22 protein-coding genes are annotated in these 23778 nt (G+C 41.2%); 15 read left to right on the top strand and 7 right to left on the bottom strand.

Annotated features, from left to right (window positions below):
* Positions 1-75 precede the first annotated feature (75 nt).
* Positions 76-2031 carry a bifunctional diguanylate cyclase/phosphodiesterase gene (locus MSI_RS02285; protein WP_009103240.1) on the top strand — a complete coding sequence of 652 codons (1956 nt, stop codon included), beginning with the start codon at positions 76-78 and terminating at the stop codon, positions 2029-2031.
* A 14-nt stretch (positions 2032-2045) separates the two neighbouring features.
* Here MSI_RS02285 and lptB read toward each other — a convergent pair whose 3' ends face one another.
* Genes lptB through MSI_RS02265 form a run of 4 tightly spaced genes read right to left on the bottom strand, consistent with a single transcriptional unit; the run spans position 2046 to position 4927 of the window.
* The gene (lptB, locus tag MSI_RS02280) at positions 2046-2783 is read right to left on the bottom strand and encodes an LPS export ABC transporter ATP-binding protein (protein WP_039923967.1); all 738 of its coding nucleotides are present in this window, start codon (positions 2781-2783) and stop codon (positions 2046-2048) included.
* Positions 2780-3505: an LptA/OstA family protein gene (locus MSI_RS02275; protein ID WP_009103235.1), complete on the bottom strand. Its 726-nt coding sequence runs from the start codon at positions 3503-3505 to the stop codon at positions 2780-2782. Before MSI_RS02275 ends, lptB begins: the two co-directional genes overlap by 4 nt.
* Positions 3502-4092, bottom strand: a complete 591-nt coding sequence (gene lptC, locus MSI_RS02270; RefSeq protein WP_009103234.1) for an LPS export ABC transporter periplasmic protein LptC — start codon at positions 4090-4092, stop codon at positions 3502-3504. Before lptC ends, MSI_RS02275 begins: the two co-directional genes overlap by 4 nt.
* A 1-nt stretch (position 4093) precedes the next feature.
* Positions 4094-4927 (bottom strand): rhomboid family intramembrane serine protease, encoded by an 834-nt coding sequence (locus MSI_RS02265; protein ID WP_009103233.1) that lies wholly within the window; start codon positions 4925-4927, stop codon positions 4094-4096.
* 64 nt (positions 4928-4991) lie between these two features.
* On the opposite strand from MSI_RS02265, the gene MSI_RS02260 reads away from it, so the two are divergent.
* From MSI_RS02260 to MSI_RS02210, 11 genes are all read left to right on the top strand, one after another.
* Positions 4992-5303 carry an ATP-dependent Clp protease adaptor ClpS gene (locus tag MSI_RS02260; protein WP_237706476.1) on the top strand — a complete coding sequence of 104 codons (312 nt, stop codon included), beginning with the start codon at positions 4992-4994 and terminating at the stop codon, positions 5301-5303.
* A complete protein-coding gene (locus MSI_RS02255) occupies positions 5303-7729 on the top strand; it encodes an AAA family ATPase (RefSeq protein WP_009103228.1) in 2427 nt (808 codons plus the stop codon). The genes MSI_RS02260 and MSI_RS02255 overlap by 1 nt, the downstream gene beginning before the upstream one ends.
* Before the next feature lie 13 nt (positions 7730-7742).
* A complete protein-coding gene (locus MSI_RS02250; protein ID WP_009103227.1) occupies positions 7743-8720 on the top strand; it encodes a substrate-binding domain-containing protein in 978 nt (325 codons plus the stop codon).
* Positions 8717-10267 (top strand): sensor histidine kinase, encoded by a 1551-nt coding sequence (locus MSI_RS02245; protein ID WP_009103225.1) that lies wholly within the window; start codon positions 8717-8719, stop codon positions 10265-10267. The genes MSI_RS02250 and MSI_RS02245 overlap by 4 nt, the downstream gene beginning before the upstream one ends.
* Entirely contained in the window at positions 10260-11828 is a 1569-nt protein-coding gene (locus MSI_RS02240; protein WP_009103223.1) for a response regulator, read from the top strand. The genes MSI_RS02245 and MSI_RS02240 overlap by 8 nt, the downstream gene beginning before the upstream one ends.
* Before the next feature lie 39 nt (positions 11829-11867).
* Positions 11868-12920, top strand: a complete 1053-nt coding sequence (locus tag MSI_RS02235; protein WP_009103220.1) for a sugar ABC transporter substrate-binding protein — start codon at positions 11868-11870, stop codon at positions 12918-12920.
* Between the two features lie 115 nt (positions 12921-13035).
* Complete coding sequence (locus tag MSI_RS02230) at positions 13036-13719, top strand: hypothetical protein (protein ID WP_009103219.1); 684 nt, start codon at positions 13036-13038, stop codon at positions 13717-13719.
* Between the two features lie 13 nt (positions 13720-13732).
* Positions 13733-14032, top strand: coding sequence for a hypothetical protein (locus MSI_RS02225; protein ID WP_009103217.1), 300 nt, complete (start codon positions 13733-13735; stop codon positions 14030-14032).
* A 12-nt stretch (positions 14033-14044) separates the two neighbouring features.
* Positions 14045-14500 (top strand): ASCH domain-containing protein, encoded by a 456-nt coding sequence (locus MSI_RS02220; protein ID WP_009103215.1) that lies wholly within the window; start codon positions 14045-14047, stop codon positions 14498-14500.
* 1 nt (position 14501) lies between these two features.
* Positions 14502-15077 (top strand): hypothetical protein, encoded by a 576-nt coding sequence (locus MSI_RS02215; protein WP_009103213.1) that lies wholly within the window; start codon positions 14502-14504, stop codon positions 15075-15077.
* Between the two features lie 21 nt (positions 15078-15098).
* Positions 15099-15950 carry a 1-acyl-sn-glycerol-3-phosphate acyltransferase gene (locus MSI_RS02210; protein ID WP_009103210.1) on the top strand — a complete coding sequence of 284 codons (852 nt, stop codon included), beginning with the start codon at positions 15099-15101 and terminating at the stop codon, positions 15948-15950.
* 104 nt (positions 15951-16054) lie between these two features.
* On the opposite strand, the gene rny is transcribed toward MSI_RS02210, so the two are convergent.
* Entirely contained in the window at positions 16055-17587 is a 1533-nt protein-coding gene (gene rny / locus MSI_RS02205) for a ribonuclease Y (RefSeq protein WP_009103208.1), read from the bottom strand.
* Between the two features lie 192 nt (positions 17588-17779).
* On the opposite strand from rny, the gene MSI_RS02200 reads away from it, so the two are divergent.
* The 3 genes from MSI_RS02200 to MSI_RS02190 all read left to right on the top strand — a co-directional run bounded on the left by MSI_RS02200 (position 17780) and on the right by MSI_RS02190 (position 21221).
* A complete protein-coding gene (locus MSI_RS02200) occupies positions 17780-18271 on the top strand; it encodes a dCMP deaminase family protein (protein ID WP_009103206.1) in 492 nt (163 codons plus the stop codon).
* A 15-nt stretch (positions 18272-18286) separates the two neighbouring features.
* Positions 18287-19138, top strand: coding sequence for a YitT family protein (locus MSI_RS02195; protein ID WP_009103204.1), 852 nt, complete (start codon positions 18287-18289; stop codon positions 19136-19138).
* 196 nt (positions 19139-19334) lie between these two features.
* Positions 19335-21221: a methyl-accepting chemotaxis protein gene (locus MSI_RS02190; RefSeq protein ID WP_009103202.1), complete on the top strand. Its 1887-nt coding sequence runs from the start codon at positions 19335-19337 to the stop codon at positions 21219-21221.
* Positions 21222-21407: 186 nt separating this feature from the next.
* On the opposite strand, the gene MSI_RS02185 is transcribed toward MSI_RS02190, so the two are convergent.
* Both MSI_RS02185 and serC read right to left on the bottom strand, forming a co-directional pair.
* Positions 21408-22628, bottom strand: coding sequence for a 3-phosphoglycerate dehydrogenase family protein (locus MSI_RS02185; RefSeq protein ID WP_009103200.1), 1221 nt, complete (start codon positions 22626-22628; stop codon positions 21408-21410).
* On the bottom strand, positions 22628-23764 hold the full coding sequence (serC, locus tag MSI_RS02180) for a 3-phosphoserine/phosphohydroxythreonine transaminase (RefSeq protein ID WP_009103198.1): 1137 nt from the start codon (positions 23762-23764) through the stop codon (positions 22628-22630). The genes MSI_RS02185 and serC overlap by 1 nt, the downstream gene beginning before the upstream one ends.
* Between the last annotated feature and the right edge of the window lie 14 nt (positions 23765-23778).

Genomic DNA, 23778 nt, shown 5'->3' with positions numbered 1-23778 from the left:
TGGAAAATAACGTTATTAAATAAAGTCTTATAATTCTTTTGTATTTCTTTTTAGCAGGGGTTATAATCAAATTTGATGAATTTTATAAAAAACTTTGTTATAAAAATCAAAGGGACAATAAAAAAAATCTCAGAGCATCTGTTCTACAGCGATTATGTTAAGGAATATCTTTTTGTTTCTGATGTTCGTTCAAGCATTTATTTGAGCGTGGTTGTTTCTGCGCTTGAAATCTGGATGCTGATTAATGTAATTTCCGGTGTGGTTATGAGCGACGGCCAGAGAAGCTTCCTCTGGACTATTCAGCATACCTGCTGTTATCTGCTTCTTTTGTCCACAGCCGTAATAATGTTCATCTATGCAATTCTCTATCTTAATGGAAAAATCAAAAACAAGCTGATAGGGCAGGGAATTAAGATTTTCTTTTCTGTGACTGGTCTTGCCTTCGGCCTTTATATTTCCTATATCAGCTATGATAAAAGCGGACAGGTCTTTGCTTTTGTTACCATGGAAGTTTTCTGCCTGGGACTTTTAATCTGGCATCCTTTTCTTACTTTTATAATTCTTACCCTGACTTTCGGCCTTTATCTTTATCTTCAGAACAGGCTTGCTCCACTTTCTTACAGCATAAAGATTAATTCCTTTACTCTGTGGATTGCAATGCTGATGAGCGGAATTAACATTCATCATCAGAGGCGAATAGAAGCCCAGAAGGATGAAAATCTTGAAAAACTGAATTTTTATCTGAAAAATAAATCGCTTGTTGATGAACTGACCGGGCTTGCAAATCTGGACTGCTTTCAGCGTGTGGTAATGGAGCTTTTGCAGAATGAAGACACTGAAGTCAGCGAAATGCGTTTTGTTTATATTGATCTGGAAAATTTTAAAAACTATAACGAAAAATACGGCTTTAGAAGAGGTAACACCTTTTTAAGGACTGTCGGAAATATAATCAAGGAGACTTTTGAAGGTGAACTGACTGCCCGTCTTTCTGATGACCATTTTGTTGTTTTTACAAAGGCTGAAGGACTTGAAGTAAAGTTTGAAAAGGTCAGAGACCTTATCAGAGAACAGGAAAGCGAAATACAGCTTGGAATTAAAGCTGGAATTTATACACCTAAGGCCCGCTATACAGACCCGACTATTGCTCTGGATCACGCGCGTTATGCCTGTGCAGCCATAAAAAAGCATTTTAACAAAACTATTTCTGAATATAATGAGGAAATGGATTCCGAATTCAAGCAGAAAAAATACATTATTAATAATATTGATAATGCAGTTGAAAACGGCTGGATTCAGGCTTACTATCAGCCGGTTGTATGGGCAGAAAACGGAAAACTTTGCGGTGTAGAAGCTCTTGCCCGCTGGAATGACCCGGAATTAGGATTTTTGTCGCCTGCCATGTTTGTTCCGGTTCTGGAAGAGTATCATTTGATTCATAAGCTTGACATGTGCATTATGCGCCAGGTTTGCGAAGACCTTCATCTTTCCTATAAGAATCACGAGGCAGTAATTCCTGCTTCGATAAATTTTTCGCGTCTTGATTTTGAACTTGCTTCTCCGGTTCAGGAAATTGAAAACTGCATAAAAAGCTATGGTCTTTCAAAAGAAGATATTCACGTGGAGATTACGGAAAGTGCCCTTCTGGACAGCGATAAAAAGCTTCAGAAGGCTATGGAAGATTTCAGGGCTGCAGGCTATTCTTTGTGGCTTGATGATTTTGGCTCTGGCTATTCGGGCTTGAATGTCCTTAAGGATTTTTCTTTTGATATGATGAAAATTGACATGAAATTCTTAAGTCAGTTTTCGGAAAATGCAAAGACTCAGCCAATTCTTTCGAGCGTTGTAAGTCTTGCCCAGAAAATCGGCATGCAGACCCTTACGGAAGGTGTGGAAACAGAAGAAGCCCGTGATTTTCTGCGTTCAATCGGATGTCAGCGCCTTCAGGGCTATCTTTTTGGAAAGCCTATGACTAGAAGTGAGCTTTTGCAGAAGATAAAAGAGGGCGTATACGATGTAAGCCTTTTGAAGTAGCACAGCTGCTTCCCTTACATACTGAAATCTTTACCTAAATAAATCTCTCTGGCAAGTTCGGAATTTAAAATATCTTCCTTGCTGCCCTGGGTCATGATTGTGCCCCGGTTTATGATGATGGCGCGATCTGTAATTTCCAGAGTATCGCGGACATTATGGTCGGTAATAAGAATGCCGATTCCTCTTTCTGCCAGCAGGTGAATCATTCCCTTGATGTCGGCAACGGCAATCGGGTCAATTCCTGCAAAAGGCTCATCCAGCAAAAGAAACTTAGGTTCCATGGCAAGAGAGCGGGCAATTTCTGTTCTGCGGCGTTCCCCTCCGGAAAGGGTAAAGGCCTTCTGCTTTCGTATATGTCCGATAGAAAATTCGTCGATTAAGCGTTCAAGACGGTCGCGTTTTTCCCCGGTTGTTAAATCCTTTCTTGTTTCCAGAATAGACCAGATGTTTTCTTCTACAGTGAACTTTCTGAAAACCGAAGGCTCCTGAGGAAGGTAGGCAATGCCAAGACGGGCACGTTTATACATAGGTAGATTTGTAATGCACATATCATCAAGAAAAACTTCGCCTGCGGTCGGTTTGTAAAAGCCTACTACCATGTAAAATGTTGTGGTTTTTCCAGCCCCGTTTGGTCCCAGAAGTCCCAGAACCTCTCCTACCTGCATGGAAAATTCTACTCCGCGTACAACTTCCTTGCGGCCAAAGGCTTTATATAAACTTGAAACCCGTAAGATATGATTTTCTGCCATTATTCCTCTCCCTGCTTTTCTGTGTTTTCAATGCTGTCAGGGCTGTTTTCCAGAGAAGCCCCCTCTTCCTCGTTCTCTCCGCTTTCGCTGCTTTCAGGCTCTTTCTTTTCTTTTGTGTCAGTTACAGTTCCCTTAACGTTTCCGCCAAGCGTAATATCCTGGCTGTCCAGATCAAGGGTAATAAACTGAGCGCGGAAGGTATCGTCGTTTTGTTTTACCTGAGCGTTGCCCGAAATTTCCAGAAGCTGCTGGTCCTTGTAGTAAACCGCATAGGCTCCCGAGCAGACATTATCCTTTTGAGTAAGGGAAATCTGAATCTGCATGATGGCAATGTCTTTATCCTGATCGTATTCAATAATCTGGGCTCCGCAGGTTACATTGTTTTCCACATCTACAAGCTTTACGTTTCCCTTAAGAATAATTTTTTTTGTGATGCGGTCGTAATTCAGTTCATCGCAGTTGAACTCCATGTTTGTTTCAAGGTTTTTGCCCGAAATATTGCCGTTTGCAGAAATATTTCGGTATTCTTCGCCCGAAAGCTTCAGTGAGTCGGCCTTAATTTCAATTGATTCTGTAGAAACGCTGGCATTTCCGCTCATTGTGGTAGTTGTATTAGAATTTCCAGCCTGCCCGCTCATAGAATCTGCCGAAAAGGAGATTTTTTCTGCCAGCAGGGGAAGGCAGCAGTAAGTTAATAAGAGGATAAGACCTAAGGCTCTCTTCATTCTTCAGCCTCCTCTTCATCAGCTTCTTCTATTGCTTCAGTCTTTTTAGAAGTTTCAATTTCTCCGTCTACGCCGCCAGAAAAAGAGAAGGTCTTACTGATTCCGCTTGCAGAAAAGCCCAGTCCTGTCATCACTGTATCATCTTTTTCTACGCGAACCTCAGAATTTACTCCGCTTGTAAGCTGTTCTGTTTTTTTATTCCAGCGTAAAACCTCTGCAAAAAAGTTTGTCTTGTCAGAATGATTGTAAAGTTCAATTCCGTTATAAAGCTCGTATACTTCTTTAGAAGTATCTGCAAAAAGGTAGCCGCAGCTGCCCTCGGTGGTAACCTGATTGTCATCATCGTAGGCGGCAAAAGACAGGTTTTTAGCATAACTTTCAGAAGAATCCTTGTACTGTTCAACGGTGTCTGCCGCCATTTCTACGGTAACCCTGTCATTTTCGTAACGGGTGATTTTTGCCTTTGTAAAATAAAGCTCCGGCACGGTGTCGTCAACATCTACGGTGTCTGCATATTTGAGCGAACAGGAAGCTGCTGCTGTAAGAGAGAGAAAAAGAAAAGCCTTGAAGATAATTTTTTCTGTCATTTTAGTCGTCAAACCTCATGCTGCTTATAACAGTTTCATCTCCACCGCTGTAGCTCTGCTGGGTATCCTCATCCTTTTTCTTTCCGAAAAGTGATTTTTTAGTCTTTTGATTTTCCCGGTAGTTTTCTGCCCGGTTCAAAAGTCCCCCTTCCTGCTTTTCACTTTTCTTTGCCGCCTTAGCTTTTGGCGAAGTTAAAAAGGCAAAAAGGCTTCCGCAAAGGCCCCCCGCAACGTTTATGATAATCTGAATTGCAGAAGAAGCCGTCTTAAAATCTACTGCAAAAATTCCCCTCAGTACAAAAAGGATAAAAACAAGAACAAAACTGAAAGGGATTTTCTTTTTAGAAAGGGAAACAAAGGAGTTTAAAAAAATCATCATAAAAATGATTGCTTCGCAGCCCTGCAAAGGACTTTTACAGAAACAGGCATTCAGAACGCCGGAAAAAAGGGCTGAAACAAAGGTCATGATTGCAATTACCACTGTTCCGTAACGTTCTTCCATTGAAGGTCCCAGTAAAAGTACAAAAATCATATTGCATACAAGGATTTCGCCGGAAGCGGCTCCCAGTACATAAGTAAAAAGCCTCAGATATGAAAGAGGATTTGAAGCAGAAAAGGCAAGATTAGAGGCTGCTGCCCCTGCAACTCCCAAAGCGCCGCCAGACAGGGCTGCTGAACCTCCGTTTACAGGTGAAGTTAATATCAGGGAAGTGAGTTTCTGCTTAAAAAGAAAAGTGTCCAGTGCAAAAAGGATTATGCATACAAAAGCAAAGGTCAAAGTTGCCGGTGCATCATATATAAATTTAAGTCCGAAGAACGATTTTTTATTTGCCATACTTTCTATTATATATGGATATTTTTTATTTTCTACTTTCTTGTTTTGTGGTATATTAATGTTTATGAGCGATTATAATAATCAGATGGAAAATGCGGGAAGCGGACTTGCTGAAGAAACTGGCATTGAACTTCCACCGGAACGCAAGGTAGTTTTCTATAATGATGATTTTACCACAATGGATTTTGTGGTAGACGTTCTTGTATCAATTTATAATAAAACTCACGATGAAGCAGAAAGCCTTATGCAGACTGTGCATCAGGAAGGTTCTTCTGTAGTGGGAGTATATACTTTTGATATTGCCGTTTCGCGGGCAAATCTTACAAAACAGATTGCACGGAAAAACGGATTTCCTTTGAGGGTAGAAGTTGAGTAATGGCAAAAAATGATGATTCACAAAGGGGTATCGTGCGCCAGATGAAGGTAAGTCCAATGCTTACAAAGATTCTGTCAGAATCCCTCTTAAATGCAAAACAGTCTCATCATCAGTTTTTTACGCCCGAGCACGTGCTTGCGGCTGCCATAAGGAATGAATTTGTAATTAACCTGCTTGCAGACAGCGGTGCAAACTCTGAACATTTAAAGACCCATCTTCACGATTATCTTAATACAAAAATGCCTGTAGTTTCGGAAGAAGCTAATTCGGAATTTGTAAAAGGCCCTGTTGAATCTGCGGGCTTTCAGAATATGATGAATAAGGCGGTTTTCTACTGCGTTTCAAGTGCCAGTGATGTAATTGATATTACAGATGTACTTGTCAGCATGTATGATGAAAGCCGTAACTACTGCTCTTACTTTTTGAAAACAAGCGGCGTGGATCGTCTGCGCCTGCTGGAAAATATAAGCCGTAACAGACCTTATGTCCGCGATGGTGCGGGAGCTGCAAATGCAAATGCCCAGCGTAACCGTCAGCAGAATCAGAACGGCTATCCGGAATTTATGTCCAATAATACCGGCGGCCTTGAGCGCTTTGCAACAAACCTTACAGAGCTTGCAAAGAAAGGGCTTTTTGATGAACTTATCGGCCGGGAAGAAGAACTTGAACGCACAATTCAGGTGCTCTGCCGCCGCAGTAAGAATAATCCGCTGCATGTAGGCGACGCGGGCGTTGGTAAAACAGCCCTTACCCAGGGATTAGCCCAGAGAATCGTGCAGGGAAAGGTTCCTGAAGATCTTAAAGATTTTACTATTTACTCTCTTGATATCGGACTTTTGCTTGCGGGCTCTAAATTCCGCGGTGATTTTGAAGAGCGCCTTCATTCAATTATTGATGAACTTAAGCAGAAAAAAAAGGTCATTCTTTTTATAGACGAAATTCACATGATTATGGGGGCTGGTTCAAACGGCAGTTCCCAGATGGATGCGGCAAATCTTTTAAAGCCAGTGCTTGCAACCGGCGAAGTAAAATTCATTGGTTCTACAACCTTTGAAGAATATGCCAAAAACTTTGAAAAAGACCGGGCCCTTGCAAGACGCTTCCAGAAAATTGATGTTCTGGAGCCTTCTTCAGAAGAAAGCGTAAAAATCCTCAAAGGCCTTGTAAAAAAATACGAGGCTTATCATCACGTGCGCTATGCTCCTGCTGCAATCGAAGATGCCGTAAAGCTTTCCCTTCAGTATCTGCCGGAGCGCCGTCTGCCGGATAAGGCAATCGACATTCTTGATGAAGCTGGGGCCTATCTCCATATTACAAAAAACGGCGGCTTTAGCGGCGGGGCTAAAATTTCAAAAGACAAAACTGTCGTTACAATTTCCGGTTACGATGAGCTTGCAATGACAGAACACCAGGTGCCGGCTCCTTCTCCTCTTGTAACGCCGGCTTTAATCCGCAGGGTTACTGCTAAAATTGCAAAGCTTCCTATAGATGCCGTTCAGGGTGAAAATAAAGATGCCCTGCGCCAGATTGAAGACTCCATGCGTAAAGAGATTTACGGTCAGGAAAAGGCTATTCTTGCTCTTGCTAAATCTGTAAAACGTTCCCGAGCTGGTTTCCGCAATCCTGATAAGCCTGAAGCCTGCTTCCTCTTTGTAGGACCGACAGGCTGCGGTAAAACAGAACTTGCCCGAACCCTTGCTAAAATCCTTAATGAGCCTCTTTTGCGCTACGATATGAGTGAATATCAGGAAAAGCACAGTGTAAGCCGTCTTGTTGGTTCTCCTCCGGGATACGTGGGCTTTGAAGAAGGCGGTCAGCTTACAAAAGATATCCGTAAAAATCCAAAGGCGGTTGTACTTTTTGACGAAATCGAAAAGGCAAACGAAGACATTTATAATATTCTTCTTCAGGTGCTGGACTACGGAAGCCTTACAGATAATCAGGGACGCAAGGCTGATTTCCGTAACTGCCTTATTATCATGACAAGTAATGCTGGTGCCCGTGACCTGGAAAAACAGGGAATAGGCTTCGGCTCAGAAAACAACGATAACCTTGATGCTTCTCTGAAAGAGGCTGTAAACAAGGAATTCCCGCCGGAGTTCCGTAACCGCCTTGATGCGGTAATTCCATTCGGCTACCTTGATATGGAAGTTGCCGAAAAAGTCTGCCGCAAGGAAATTGCCCGCCTGGCAGACCGCATGAAAGAAAAGAAGGTGCAGCTTACACTTTCTGACCAGGCAGTTACCCAGCTTACTCAACTTGGCTATTCAAAGGAATTCGGTGCTCGAAATATTGCCCGCACAGTAGAAGATAAAATTGCAGATTCTCTTGTTGACGAAGTTCTTTTTGGAAAGCTTGAAAAAGGCGGAAAATGTCTAGTCTCTTACGATGAAGCTTCAAAAGAATTTGAGTTCAGCATAAATTAAAAGCGGTAAGAATGTGAAAGCCGTAAAAGTTAAAAAAGTCAGTTTTTTTTCAGTTCTCTTTTTGTCTATTACCCTGATTTCGGTGGTACTTTTCTGTTTAAGTTTCTGTAGCTACATAAAACAGCGAAATCTTGAGTTCGAAAATTATCTTGAAGACCGTAACTATCACATTCTTGTAACCGGCGACTACGAAAATCAGCTTTTTTTACGTCAGGTTTTTCAAGGCGCAGAATCCATCAGCTCAGATTACAATTCAATTGTAGAACTTTACGTTCCTCAGTCTTATGCCCAGAACGTTTCCCTTCAGGAACTTTTTGATTACGCTTCTTTTGCCAATGCAGATGCCGTAATTGCCTTTTTTTCTCAGAATGAAGACCTTGATGATATCGTAATTCCTATAAAAAAAGATGCAATTCCCATTCCTCTCATCACAATCGGCACATATCATCCTCAGATTCCTCAGGTTGCCTATATCGGAATTAATTATTCAGAAATGGGAAAAAAGACTGCAGAAGAAGCCGCTGCCTTTGCCGGAAAAGATGGCCTGGTCTTTTTACTTCAGGGTGAAGTTGGAAGCGTGAGCCAGAACTCAAACTTTTTGAACTCTTTTTCATCAGGCTTTTCAAAGGAAGAAACTTCTGTTCGTGCAGTTCACGTGGTTGATCAGGTTCTTCACGAGCAGGAACTTATTCAGAATTATAATTTAAAAGAAGATGACAGAGTTGTTTTTATCACTCTAAATGAAATGGCTGCGGTTCAGGCTTCCCAGATTCTTTCTGCCTATACTTCAATTCATACTGATATAATCTGCGTCGGTAACAGCGAAATTACAGAGAGCCTTTTTGAGCGTCACGCAATTTCTGAAATTATTTCGGTAGATCCTGAAAAAATCGGAATTTCCGCCATAAAAGAGATTTTTGAGTATCTGGCCCTACGTCATTCAAACAATTACATTACGGCAGAGCTTAAGGTAAGGAAGGCTGGAAAATGATAAGAAACCTTCTTTTCTTTTTTGTCCGAACCTTAAAATATTTTCAGAGCAAGAGTCTCCGCTGGCGTATCATGCTCTCAATTTTCATTTCGATTTTTATTCTTATGGTTACCCTGATTTCGGTTTATAGAATTGAGTATCATTCTGTAAGGCTGATCGGTGGTGCCTACAAATCCAACATGGAACTCACAGCTTTTTCAGATTCTCTGAATCTTACAGAAAAAGCCGTAGAAAATTACGTAAACTTCCACACCTTCGACAGTATCGATACTTACTACAGTGCCCGCTCCAAGGTTTCAGAATACATGGAAAACATGCAGCTGCGGCCTTCACAGGATTTAGTTCTGCAAAAGGAATATCTTGTGTCTCAGTTTGCCCAGAGCTTCCTTTTATTCAGCGGAAAGGCAATTTATGCCCGCCGTGCCAACGACTTTAATGCGGTGGACTATTACTATGCCAAAACTATTTCCTGCTACAATATGCTGATGAACCAGCTTTCTGAATTGAGCTCACTGCTTCTTCAGCAGAACGCAACAAACTATAACCAGAACCTGGAGCAGCTCAATTCGCTTTATAAAATCTCTTTTCTTCTATTTATAATGGTGTCTTCAATCATTGTTTCGGTAATGTATTTTTCCGTTACAAAGATTGTTAAGCCTCTTAAGCAGATTTCAAATGTTGCCCATAAAATTTCCCAGCGCGACTTTAATGTTCCGCTTTTTTATGCCAAGACCCACGATGAAATTGGAAATATCTGCGACGCCTTTGACCGCATGATTATCAGTATCCGGGAATATATTGATGCAATCTGGGAAAAGGCCGTTACCGAAGCCGAACTCAAGGAAAAGGAAGTTGAAATGCAGGCTTTGTATGCAGATGCCCAGCTTCGTGCCCTTCAGAATCAGATTAATCCTCATTTTTTGTTTAATACCCTTAATACCGGAGCCCAGCTTGCCATGATGGAAGGCGCCGATAAAACCTGCTTCTTCATTGAGCAGACGGCAGACTTCTTCCGCTACAATATCCAGCAGAAGGACAAAAGCGTTTCAATTGACGAAGAACTTAAATTGATTGATAATTTTGTATATATAATGAGTGTGCGTTTTGGAAACCGCCTTGTTTTTGAAAAGCAGATACCAGAAAGTCAGTTCCCGCAGAAGATTCCTGTGATGACCCTGCAGCCTCTTGTAGAAAACTGCATCAAGCACGGGCTTAAAAATTCAATCGGCAGGGTAGTGCTGAAAATTGAAGAGCTGGATAAGACTATTCAGATTTCAATTTCGGATAACGGTTCAGGCTTTCCGGAGAAAATCCGCCAGGATATTTTTGCCGCCATCCAGAAAACTGATAAGGACGGCCTTCAGAACGTACTGGTTTCGCTTGATTCCAATGCAGTTAAGCGGGAAGAAGGCAGCAACGGAACAGGTCTTATAAATGTATTTATGCGCCTTAAGCTTTTTTATCATCGTGATGATGTTTTTGATATTACCCAGAATGATGAAGGACAGGGAACAAAATTCATAATAAGGATACCGGCAAATGTATAATATTCTTATAACTGATGACGAACAGATTGCAATCGACTCGCTGAAATTTATCATCTCAAAGAATTTTGATTCCAACGTAAAGCTTTTTACGGCCCAGTCAGGAACAGATGCCCTGCAGATTATAAATCAGGAAGAAATTGATATTGTTTTTATGGATATCAATATGCCGGGCCTTACGGGACTTGATACGGTAAGCTGCATTAATAAGCTCAAACCCGATACTGTAATCATCATTATAAGTGCCTTTGACCGCTTTCAGTATGCTCAGGAGGCAATGAACCTGGGCGTTTACAAATACATTACCAAGCCTGTAAACCGTAACGTAATTATTCAAACGGTGCGGGAATCCATGAACATTGTAGATAACAAGCGGGGACAGATTTTTGACGAAGTTGCCCTGCAGCGCAAAATGGATATGTTCTCGCCGATGATTGAAAATGATTTTATGTATTCGGTCATTTTCAGCAATGAAGTAAATACAGACCTTTCTTCTTACCTGGAATATTTTAATATCGAAAATCCTGTCTGGAGTTTCTTTACTCTTGAAGTGCCCCGGGTTACAAAAAACAATCAGCACGATACCTATATGAACCTGCGAACAGTGCTCAATGAACAGCACCGCTTTTTAGTAAGTTCTTTTGTAATCAACAGAATTGCTGTTTTCTTCCCGATTCCTTCTGAACTTACAGAGCCTGAAGTTTTTAAGGCAGAAGTTCGCCGTATCTATCAGATTTTGAGTAATAAAATAGGAACCGGAATCCGTATGGGAGTAAGCGCTATAGAAAGTGATAAAAATAAGATTATAGTCGCTTATAACGATTCCCTTCAGACCTTGAGTAAGGTTGCTCACGATGGCGGAATTGCCTTTTCTGGTGAAGAAGTGCCTTCCGGGGCAGGGGCTGCCGGCGAAGCTGATTCCAGTGTCTGTACTGCAGAAATTCAGAAAAAACTTTACAGCCGTCTTAAAATCGGTGATTCGGCAGGAGCCCGATCCCTCTTTGACCAGTATTTTCAGAGCCTTGAAAAATCCTGCCAGAATCAGACAAAGCTTAAGTCTTCGCTTATTGAATTTCTTATCAATGCCAAAAATATTGCGCTTGAGGTTGTTCCTTCTTATTCTAATCCAAAATTTGAAGATCTTTTTTCATATTTTGCGACAGAAGATAATCCAAGCTCAATTAAGGATTTTGTCAATCAGCTTATTACAGATCTGGTTTCCGCAATTTCAAATGTAAAGAGCCAGAAGGAAAATCCGACTATTGAAAAAGTCTGCCGCTACATTGATGAAAATCTGGATAAAGATCTTTCCCTGGAAGTGCTTGCCTCTGTTGCCGACGTCAGCACCTTCTACCTGAGTAAGCTTTTTAAGGAAGAAAAGAGTGAAAATATCATCAATTTTGTTACCAACAAGCGCCTTGACCGTGCCCGCCAGCTTTTGAGCGAGACAAAATATTCTATAAAGGAAATTACAGCTTTTACCGGCTATAACGACCAGAATTATTTCAGCCGTCTTTTCAAAAATAAATTCGGCCTTTCTCCATCGGAATTCCGAAATAATTAGGATGATTTTTTTGCATCTATATCTGAAAAAGGAAAAGTTATGAAAATTAAAAAATTGATTTACACAGGTCTTATCTTCTCTCTTCTCTTAAGCTTTAATTCCTGTTCTAAGCGGGCTCAGCTCTCAATAAATCAGAAGACTGCCGAAAAAAATGTAGTCCGTCCTCACAGGGTAAGAGTCGGTTTTTCAATTGATACCCTTGCAATGGAACGCTGGCAGCGCGACGTAGATGTTTTTATGAACAAGGCAAATGAACTTGGTGCCGAAGTTATCGTCCAGAATGCAGGAAACAATATCGATGAACAGAACCGCCAGATTCATTATCTTGGTGAAAAAGACGTGGATGTCGTTGTCATAGTTCCAAAAGAGGCAGATAAGCTTTCTACTTCGATTCAGTATCTTAAGTCAAAAAATATTCCGGTTGTCAGCTATGACCGCCTTATCAGAAACTGTGATGTTGATTTGTATATTACCGTTGACTGCTATGAAGTAGGCCGCCTTATGGCAAACGGAATGATAAATCGTACTTCCAGACGAAACTGGTACTGTATTCTTGGCGCAAAAGAAGATTTTAATATGACAATGCTGACTACCGGGCTTCGTCAGGCTCTTATGGGAAGAAATATTAATATAGAAAATATTTTCTACAGCGAAAACTGGAATTATGACCTTTCTTATCAGCATATGCAGAACCTTCTTGCCTCAAAAAAAGTACCGGAAGTAATTCTCTGCGGAAACGACGCTATTGCAGTCAGCGTACTTCAGGCCTTGCGAGAATACGGAATTAATTCTCATATCCCTATCTGCGGTCAGGATGCTGATATTGCAGGCTGCCAGAATGTTCTTAAAGGTAGTCTGGATTTTACAATCTACAAGCCGATTACAGAACTTGCCGCAAGCGCTGCAGAACTTGCGGTTCAGCTTGGGAAGTCTAAGGACGCAGCTTCTCTTCCCGGGGTTACAGAAAAAATCAACAACGGAGAAAAAGACGTCCCTGTTTTCTGGCTTAAACCGGCTCTTGTTGACAAAAATAATATTGAAGAGATAATTATAAACTCAGGTTTCCATTCTAAATCTGAGATTTACCAATAGGAAAAGGCAATGACTGTAAAAGAACTTTCACAGGAAATTTTTAAGCGTTACGGCGAAGTTACACGTGCCCGCGGATATTTTTTATACNCAAAAAAAAGGCGTTCGCCTTACAGATATGTATCTGGAGGACGGGCGTGCAGTTTTAGGCTGGCGGGCAGGAAGTGCCCTCTTACATTTTAAGAATATGCTTTCGCGCGGAATCAGCGGAAGCTTTAAGTGCGAAAAAAACTGCCGTCTGGAAAAAGCTCTTTCTCTTCTTTTGGGTGGAGAGCCACGCTGCGCCTTTGCTTTTCCTTCAAAGCAGACAGCGGTAAAAGCAAGCCTTATCTTCTCTAAAGAAAAAACAATTGTCTGGAAGCCATTTTCTAAAATCAATTATTCAGACTTTGACAGCGTTGTAATTGCTCCACCTTTTGGCTGGACAGATTCCTTCTGGCTGGTCTGTGTAAAGTCTCCTATATGTGATCCGGAAACTGTAAAGCTGCTTCCTGAAGAAACTCACCTTTCTTTCCCTCTTTTGACTGCCGTTACCCGTGCTGTCTATGATTATATGGAGGAAGAAAAAGTTCGAGTAGAAAAGGACTGGTTTATTTACGACACCTTCCTTCATAATTATTTTGAGCGCAGCGGCTGTCACCTTACTGCAAAAGTGCCAAAGGAAAAATATGATGAATTCGTGCTCTACTGCCTGGATCATCATATCATCATCAATCCTCATTATGAGGGAACTTCCTATGTGCCTTATCAGGTAGATAAAGGAAACTTTTCGCAAATTAAAAACTCACCTTTTGCTTTTTAATTCCGAAAATTAAATGATGAACCCTGAAATTTTGTTTTACATAATCAAGCTTGCAGTAAACGGACTTGTAACATTTTTTGCAATTCTTCTCCTGTCCAGAATGCGCTCTGCTGCCTGGATGAGCATAATCTGCGGCTTTTTGTGTTCATATGCAGGAACCGTCTGGGGGATTTTGATTGAGCTTGGAATACTTTCTGAGACAGGTATTTTCCTTTTTGGAATTCCCCTTTCTTCTTTATTAAATCTTTGTCTTCCTGCCTTGTTTTTTATAATCGGATTTATAATAATGCTTTCAAAAAGTAATCAGGCTTAGAACGGGTGAATTATGACAGAACTTGACGAATACTGGAATAAATTTATAAGTGAAACTGGCCGCAGCCAAGATGATAAATGTGCCGGGGATTTAAATTTTGAAGCTAAAGGCTTTGTCGGTGACGAAAAGGTTGCCCTGGTGCTTGGCGGACAGAAAACTGCTTTTTTTGCAAGCTGGCCAACCTTTTCTATAGATATGGAACCTCTTCCGGTTTCTGGAGAGCTTTACATTGTTGTTGACCGGGCAAATAATCCCCGCTGTGTTATTGAACTTGAAAGTGTAGAAATTGTACCTTTTAATGAGGTTACCTGGGAAATGGCCCGCCAGGAAGGAGAGGATGAAAATCTTGGTGCCTGGAAGGAACGCCAGCAGGATGCTCTGGAAGATGAAGCTGCCCTTGTAGGTTTTGAATTCACTCCGGATATCAAACTTGTATTTCAGACATTTAAAGTAGTATACAGAGGATAATATGAAAAAAATTTTGATTCTTTTGGCAATGCTTTTTGCTGCCAACTCACTTTTTGCCTACCAGAGTTTCTTTGGCGCATCAGTCGGACTCATGTCGGGAATTCCTTTTTACGGAACTTCTGAAGTCCGCGACTGGAATAATGATGTTTCAGACCAGAGTCGTATTATCGTTGGAACTCTTGCTGATATTCACTTTAATGTTTCTGATAATGCAACCTTCTTTTTGGGCAGTGACCTTCTTTGTGATTTTATCTGGCACGGTTCAGAGGCACATGCAAATCATCTGAGTTATGATTTTTCTCTTGGAATAAAGGTTTTCCCAAATCTTGCAGGCTTTTGCGCAGGTCTTGCCTATGTTCTTGGTGCCCGCACAGATTTTGTAGAAACTCCTGCTTACACAGCAAACGGAACAACTTCTGCCTGGGGAAACGGAATAAAACTGCTTGCTGAATATAATTTTGCCCACGATGGAAAATCGCGTTATTATCCGACCCTCGGTTTGTTCTGGAAAATTTTACCGCGAGGAAATCACGATTTTGATAATATGATTTGTGCCTACATTATGGCAAATTTCTAGTTTTTGAGGTTTAATATTAGTATGACAGCTGAAGAAAAAGCAAAATACAGCCGGGAAGGGCTTCCTAAAATCAAAAATATTTTTACCTATTCTTTTAATGTTCTTTTAAAAATAATCTTTTTGATTTATTTTGGTGTAGGCGCAATGGTTCTTGCCATTGTAGTCTTTCCTTTTTTACGAATTTATGCCCACAATAAAGATTTTGGTGTGGTTGCCAGAGCCTATGTTTCGCGCACCTTCCGCGATTTTCTTTCCCAGCTTTCCTTTTTCGGTGGTTCCAAAGTAATCGTAGAAGACAGGGAATTTTTCAAAAATATTCACGGAAAAGTGATTGTTGCAAATCATCCTTCACTTCTGGATTTTGTTTACATTATGTCGCTTGTTCCTAATTCAAACTGTATCGTTCGTGGTGGACTTACAAAAACTCCGCTTGCAGGTGTAATCAAGCAGGCTTATATTACAAATACAACTGAATTTGCAGATTTGTGTAAGCTCTGTAAAGAAACAATTGATAAGGGAAATAACGTAATCATTTTCCCTGAAGGAACCCGTTCTCCACGCCATGGTCAGAATAATTATAAAAAGGGTGCTGCCCGCATAGCTCTTTATTCCAATGCAAATGTGCTTCCTCTTTTTATCGGCGGAACTGATAAATACGGTCTTGGTAAAAAAGATCCTCTTTTTGCCTACAATCCTGTAGAACGCTATGTTTATGATATTCAGGTATTACCGGAAATTAATATTGCAGAATATAAAGACCTTGCTGAACCGATTGCTGCAAAGCATGTAACAGAAAAAATGGAAAGTCTGATCCGCTCAGCTGGCGCTGAATATCCTAAAACACATTCATATCAGACATATAATAATTACTAAGTTGAATTAAAAATCTCTTGTTAAATAATGAAGGCTGCCCGATAAAGGCAGCCTGTTTTGTTTAGCGTGCGTAATTCAAGTCGCTTCGCTTAATAGAGTATGCTCTAGCGAGCATACTCTACAATTCGTGTTTCGCGAATCATTGTAAGTCTTATGCGGCCTGGATAGCGCAGATCTGTTTCAATCTGCTTAGCAATGCTTCTTGCAAGGTCTTTTACGTCGCTGTCAGGAATCTTTTCGTTATTAACGAGGATTCGAAGCTCGCGGCCTGCCTGAATAGCATATGCCTTTTCAACGCCTGCAAAGCCTTCTGCAATTGCTTCAAGATTTTCAAGACGCTTAACATAATTATCAATTGTTTCGCGGCGGGCACCAGGGCGGGCAGCAGAAATAGCATCGGCAATCTGAACGATAACTGCTTCAATTGTTTCTGCAGGAATATCATTGTGGTGAGCGCCAATTGCGTTTACAACGCGGGCATCTTCACCCATCTTGCGGGCAATTTCAGCACCAACTTCTGCGTGGTTCTGGTCACTGTCGTTTTCTGCACCCTTACCAATATCGTGAAGGATAGCTGCGCGTTTTGCAAGTTCACGGTCTGCACCGATTTCTGCTGCAAGCATAGCTGCTGCTTTTGCAACTTCCTTAGAGTGGTTAAGAACGTTCTGTCCGTAGCTTGTACGGAAGTAAAGACGTCCAAGAGCGCGGATACCGTCTGTATTCATGTTGTGGATACCAAGATCAAAGAGGGCTTTTTCGCCTTCTTCGTAAATCTTGTTCTGAACTTCATGAGTAACCTTCTGAACAATTTCCTCGATTCTTGCCGGATGAATACGGCCGTCAGAAATAAGGCGTTCAAGTGATTCTTTTGCAATTTCCTTGCGGACAGGATCAAAACATGAAATTACAACTGCTTCCGGTGTATCGTCGATGATAATATCAACACCAGTCAAAGTTTCCAGAGTTCTGATGTTGCGTCCTTCACGACCGATAATACGTCCCTTCATTTCATCGCTTGGTAAAGAAACTGTTGCAACTGTAATGTCACCTGTTGTTTCCGGTGCAATGCGCTGAATAGTTGTAATAAGAACGTCTTTTGCCTTTTTTTCAGCTGTGAGCTGGGCTTCCTGTTCAATTTTGTTGATGAGAGCCTGTGCGTCGTGGCGAGCCTCATTTTCAAGGTTCTTGATAATGAGTTCTTTAGCTTCTGCTGCTGAAAGACCAGAAATGCGCTCCAGTTCCTGACGGTAATGCTCTTCCTGTTTAGAAAGGGCTTCTTCACGTCTTGTCATTGCAGCTTTTCTGTCTGTCAGTTCTTTTTCAGCTTTTTCAAATTCCTGAGCACGCTGATCAAGAAGTTCCTCTTTCTTGTTTACTTTTGCTTCGTAACGCTGAACATCTGCGCGGCGTTCACGATTTTCTCTTTCCTGCTGATTTCTTTCCCGAATGAGCTCATCTTTTGCATTTAACAAAATTTCTTTTTTCTGTGCTTCAGCTTCGCGAATTGCTTCCTGCTTAACACGTTCTGCTTTTTGTTCAGAAGCAGTTAATTGAAATCTGGCATAAATCCAGCGAATAATCCATCCAAGAACAATTCCAACAACAGGGAGAGAAATGAACCAAACTACATTTGGCATACTTTTCTCCTAGCATAATTTTTTTAGAATGTTCTTATTAATAATAACGTACAATAGAAGAAAATGCAAAGGCTTTTTAATTATATATGAAGAAAAAATATAAAAATATGTTAAGACTTTTTATTTTCTATATTTATTTGAATTTTTCTCTTTGGTTTGCCCGTATATGGATTTGATGATATAATTAACTTTATGATTACACCAAAAAGAGCTGATTACATTTCATGGGACGAGTATTTTATGGGAGTTGCGAAGCTTTCGGGACTGCGCTCAAAAGACCCTAATACTCCGGTTGGAGCCTGCATTGTTTCGTCAGACAATAAAATTCTTTCTATGGGTTATAACGGATTTCCTCGCGGCTGCAGTGATGATGAATTTCCCTGGTCACGCGAAGATGAAAATCCCCTCAATACAAAATATATTTACGTTACTCACAGTGAATTGAACGCAATTTTGAACTACAGGGGCGGAAGTCTTGAAGGTGCAAAAATCTACGTTTCGCTTTTTCCTTGTAACGAATGCGCAAAGGCAATCATTCAGTGCGGAATTAAAACTGTAATTTACGATGATAATAAATACGACGGAACACCAAGCGTTATTGCATCTAAAAAGATGTTTGATGCTGCCGGCGTAAAATACATTCACTATGAAAGCAGCGGAAGGGAAATAAAAATCACTCTGTAAAAAAGGCGGCAGATAATGAAGCTATTTTTACGTTTTTTGGTAGTTTCGCTTGCGGCTGCCCTGATGGCAGTAAACATCAAGACTTTCGTTCATACAGGTGGTCTGCTTCCAGGCGGCTTTACGGGAATTACCCTTTTACTTCAGGAAATCTTTTTAAAGTTTGCCGGCATAAAAATTCCTTTTACGGTATTTTACTGGGGACTCAACCTTATTCCTGCAATCATCTGCTTTAAATACGTTGGAAAATACTTTACCCTTCTTTCTATATGGATGATTATTCTTTCTGGTATTCTTACAGACTTCATTCCTGCCATTACTATTGTAGCATCTGATGATACTATCCTCTGTTCTATATTCGGTGGCTTATTAAACGGCTTTGCAATTACCCTTTGTCTTCTTGCCGGAGCAACAAGCGGCGGAACCGATTTTATATCGATTTATGTTTCAGAAAAAACTGGAAGAAGTATCTGGAATATGATTCTGATTTTTAACGTTATGGTGCTGGCTGTTTTTGGACTGCTTTTTGGCTGGGAACGCGCCCTATATTCTATTGTATTTCAGTTTGCAACAACCCAGCTTTTAAATGCCCTTTACAAACGCTATCAAAAATCTACACTCTTTATTATTTCTGACCATACAGACGAACTGATTGGTGTAATCCGCCAGGTTACCGGCCACGATGCAACTCTTTTTACCGGAAAGGGCTGCTATAAAGGTGCTGAAAGAAAGATGCTTTACACTGTAATTTCCAGTGATGAAGAGTTTAAGCTTGTCCGTTCTATAAAAGAAGCCGACCCTGGAGCTTTTGTAAACATCATGCAGACAAAAATGCTCAAGGGCAATTTTATCATGAAGAAACAAGATTAGGACACTTCTGCGATAGCGGAAGTGTGTAGCGTGGTACCTGCATAAATTAACTGTAATAGGCATTTTTACCACGCGATGAAAATAACAAGATTAGGCCTCCTGCTACTTTTTACTTTACTGAAAATAATTCTATGTTATAATTTTCTTATCCAAAAAATTAATGAGAAGACTAGACAAGTTTCAGGAGGCTTAATTAATGGCTGAAATCAAAAATCACGGCTTTTTTGGAAGTTTGAAATTTAAAGTCGGTGGAATATCCGTTTTTATTCTGCTGGCTGTTGCCATAACCTATACCGGTGTTGCACTGAGAACTATTGTGTCACTTCAGAAATATACGCTTGAAAAACAGCAGAGTCTTATGCTCAGCGCTTATGATGAAAAAATTCAGTGGCAGGTTCAGAATGCAATCACTGTAATCAAAACTTATGATGAAATTTACCAGAAAGAAGGACTTCCTCTTGAAGAGCGCCAGGCCCGTGTAAAGGAAATTATGCGCGGTGTCCGCTATGGAAGTGATGGCTACTTCTGGATTGATACTTTTGACGGCGTGAACGTCCTGCTTCCGCCAAAACCCGCTACCGAGGGTACAAACCGCCTTGACTGGACTGATGAAGACGGTAAACACATGGTTGCAGACTTTATTGAAATTGGAAAAACTGATGCCGGTGGCTTTACAGACTTTAAATTTCCAAAGCTTGGAAGTGATAAACCGGAGCCAAAGCGTTCTTATACGGCACCTTATAAACCTTACAAATGGGTAATCGGTACCGGTAATTATATTGATGATATTGATATTGCAATTGCGGCGGAACATAAAGAGCAGGAAGGATTGTTCCATACAATTCTCATAAAACAGATACTGATGGGACTTATTGTAATTGTAATTGCCTGCGTTATTTTTGTTCTGGTAATTGTAATTACCTTTGTTCATCCGATTGCGCGAATTACAGAAAATCTCAAGGATATCTCCGAAGGTGAAGGAGATTTGACTGCAAAACTTCCTGTTTCTGGTAATGATGAGATTGCACGTTTAAGTGAATACTTTAACCGCACAATTGAAAAACTTCGAACGGCGATTGCTCATATTAAAACTCAGGCTGGCGGAATGCATTCGCTTGGTGAATCGCTTGCTGGGAATGCTTCGGGGACGGCAAGTGCAATTTCTCAGATTATTTCCCATATTGATAACATAAGCGGTCAGATTGCAGAGCAGACAAACGGTGTTCATCAGGCAGCTGATGCAGTTGATACAATTGCTACAAACATCACACAGCTAGACAGTATGATTGAACGCCAGTACTCAAGTGTAACGGATGCTTCAAGTGCCGTTGAAGAGATGATAGGAAATATTGCTTCTGTAAACTCTTCTGTTGATAAGATGGCGGGCTCCTTTACTCTGCTTGCAGATAATACCGATACTGGTGTTAAAAAACAGCAGGATGTAAATGCCCGTATTCAGCAGATTGAAGAACAGAGTAAGATGCTGCACGAGGCCAATGTTGCAATTGCAAATATTGCAAGTCAGACAAACCTTCTTGCTATGAATGCCGCTATTGAGGCGGCACATGCAGGTGAGGCAGGTAAGGGCTTCGCGGTTGTTGCTGATGAAATCCGTAAGCTTTCTGAAACTTCAAGCGCCCAGTCTAAGACAATCGGGCAGCAGCTGAATAACATCAGGGAATCAATTTCGGGGGTAGTAGTTGCTTCTACCGAGGCAAGTGAAGCCTTCAGTGTGGTTTCAGAAAAAATCACCGAAACAGAGCAGCTGGTAACTCACATTAAGAACGCAATGCAGGAACAGAATGAAGGTTCCATGCAGATTAGTAATGCACTTCGCGGCATGAATGACAGTACCGGCGAGGTTCGCAATGCTTCTAAGGATATTGCCGGTCGTAACGAACTTATTCTTGGTGAAATGCAGAAGCTGAGAACGTCGACTGAAACAATGCGTCAGGGCGTTGAAGAAATGTCAGACGGTGCTCATCAGATTGGCGAAAGCGGTTCTGTTCTTGCCCAGAATTCAAGCGAAGTTCGCGACGCGATTGAAGAAATCAACTCGCAGATATCTTTGTTTAAGGTGTGACAAAGGATAAATATAAAGGAAGGTTGATTGTAAAAATGGCGCTAGGGAGCGGAGCGTGAGACAAAAACACTCTGATTGTTGCGACCGCGCAAGCGGTTAAGTCTATAGTTACTTTGCAACAATCAGCGTGTAGCGCATTATTGCGCGATTTTGTATCACGCTTTGCGACCGGAAGCCATTTTTACATTAGTTTTCGTCTGATGTAGCTTCAATGTGTTCATCCTTTTCTGCGAAGATTGGTCTTACGCGGTTTACAGTGTCGCAGGCAGCAAGTTTTGCGATGATATCATCTGTAACTTTTCCGTCTACGTCGATGATGTTGTAAGCAACGTCGCCGCGGGCCTGGTTGATGAATGATGCAATGTTGAGTTTTGCTTCACCAAGAATTGTTGTGAACTTAGAAATTGTATCAGGAATATTTTTATGGCTGATGCAAAGACGAGTTCCGCCCTGTGGAATAGGGTTGTCTGTAATAGTCTTAGGGAAGTTTACAGAGTTTGTAATGTTTCCGAATTCCAAAAAGTCTTTAAGTTCTTTTGCGGCCATTACAGCGCAGTTGTCTTCTGCTTCTGGAGTTGAAGCTCCAAGGTGAGGCAGACAGATTACGTTTTTGTGGTTCAAAAGTTCTTCTGCTGCAAAGTCTGTTACAAGGGCAGCTACCTTTCCGCTGTCCAGAGCAGTAATAATATCAGCATTGTTGATAAGACCACCGCGGGCAATATTGATGATTCTTACTCCGTCCTTCATTGTTTTAATAGAAGAAGCATTAATCATTCCCTTTGTGTCGTTTGTCTGTGGAACATGGATAGTGATGTAATCAGATTTTGCGTAAAGTGTATCCAGAGTTTCTGCAATCTTTACGTTTTTGTTGAGCTTGAGGGCTGCACTTACAGAAAGGAAAGGGTCATATCCGTAAACTTCCATTCCAAAGTGGAGGGCAAGGTTTGCAACCATAGCACCAATTGCACCAAGACCGATAACACCAAGAGTTTTTCCCATCAGTTCAGGACCAACAAACTGGCTCTTACCTTTTTCTGCAAGTTCAGGAATTGCATCGCCTTTACCGGCAAGGGCATTTGCCCATTTGTTAGCTTCAATTGCAGGACGGCTTGAAAGCAAAAGTGCCAGCATTACAAGTTCTTTTACGGCGTTAGCGTTTGCACCAGGAGTATTGAATACAACAACACCTTTTTCTGTGAGTTCAGGAATAGGGATATTGTTAGTTCCGGCTCCAGCGCGGGCAACTGCTTTTACATTGTCAGAAAGCTGCATTTCGTGCATATCTGCCGAGCGAACAAGAATAGCATCAGGATTATTGATGTCAGATGCAATTTCATAAACATCGCGCTCCAGCTGGTTCAATCCAACTGCAGCAATTTTATTTAATGTCTGAATTTTAAAGCTCATTATTTATTTTCCTCTGCAAATTTTTTCATAAAGTCAACAAGTGCCTTAACTCCGTCCAGAGTCATAGCATTGTAGATAGAAGCGCGCATACCACCAACAAGGCGGTGTCCCTTAAGGTTTACAAGACCTGCGGCGCTTGCAGCCTTAACAAACTTGTCGTTGATTTCCTTTTCTTTTGCTGCTGCAGCTTCATCATCTGCGGCGTGGTCAGAATATTTTGTAAGGAAAGGAACGTTCATCAAAGAGCGGCTTCCAACCTGAGCTGTCGCGTGGTAGAAGTTTCCTTCGTTGTTGTCAAGGTAGTTGTAAAGGTAATCAGCCTTTTCCTTGTTGCGTTTAAGCATTCCTTCAGCACCGCCGTTAGCTTCAATCCAGTGCAAAACTTTTCCAAGAACGTAGATTGTGTAGCAAGGAGGTGTATTGTACATAGAACCGTTATCAGCATGAGTTTTGTAAGCAAGCATAGTTGGTGTGCCTAAAAGACAGTTTTCTGGTTCAGGAATCAAATCTTCACGGATGATTACAAGAGTAACTCCGGCTGGAGCAAGGTTTTTCTGAGCGCCTGCAAAAAGCAATCCAAATTTTGTTACGTCCAAAGGCTCGCTCAAAACGCATGAAGAAATATCAGCTACAAGAGGAATATCTCCTGTGTCAGGAATGTACTCGTAGTGAGTTCCCATGATTGTGTTGTTAAAACAGATGTAAGCGTAGTCGTAGTCACCGCTGATTTTTTCAACACGTGGGATATAAGAATAGTTCTTGTCCTTGCTTGATGCAATTACATCAACTTCAATTCCAAGTTTTTTAGCTTCTGCAGCAGCTTTTTTTGCCCAAACACCAGTTTCGATGTAAGCAGCCTTTTTATGCTTAATGCCAAGATTTTCTGCAACCATAGCGAACTGTGTGGAACCACCGCCCTGAACAAAAAGAACTTTGTAGTTGTCCGGAACATTCATCAGCTTGCGAACCATAGCCTCAGCATCTTCAATGATTGGTTCATAAGCTTTTGAACGATGACTCATTTCCATTACAGACTGACCTGTTCCATTGTAATCCAGCATTTCTTTTGCACATTCGTTCAGAACTTCTTCCGGCAGGCAGCTAGGACCTGCGCTAAAGTTGTACACTCTTGCCATAATCGACCTCTTTG

The organism is Treponema sp. JC4 (genome assembly GCF_000260795.1).
In the GTDB taxonomy this organism is placed as follows: domain Bacteria; phylum Spirochaetota; class Spirochaetia; order Treponematales; family Treponemataceae; genus Treponema_D.
This window is presented reverse-complemented; position numbering and strand designations above follow the sequence as displayed.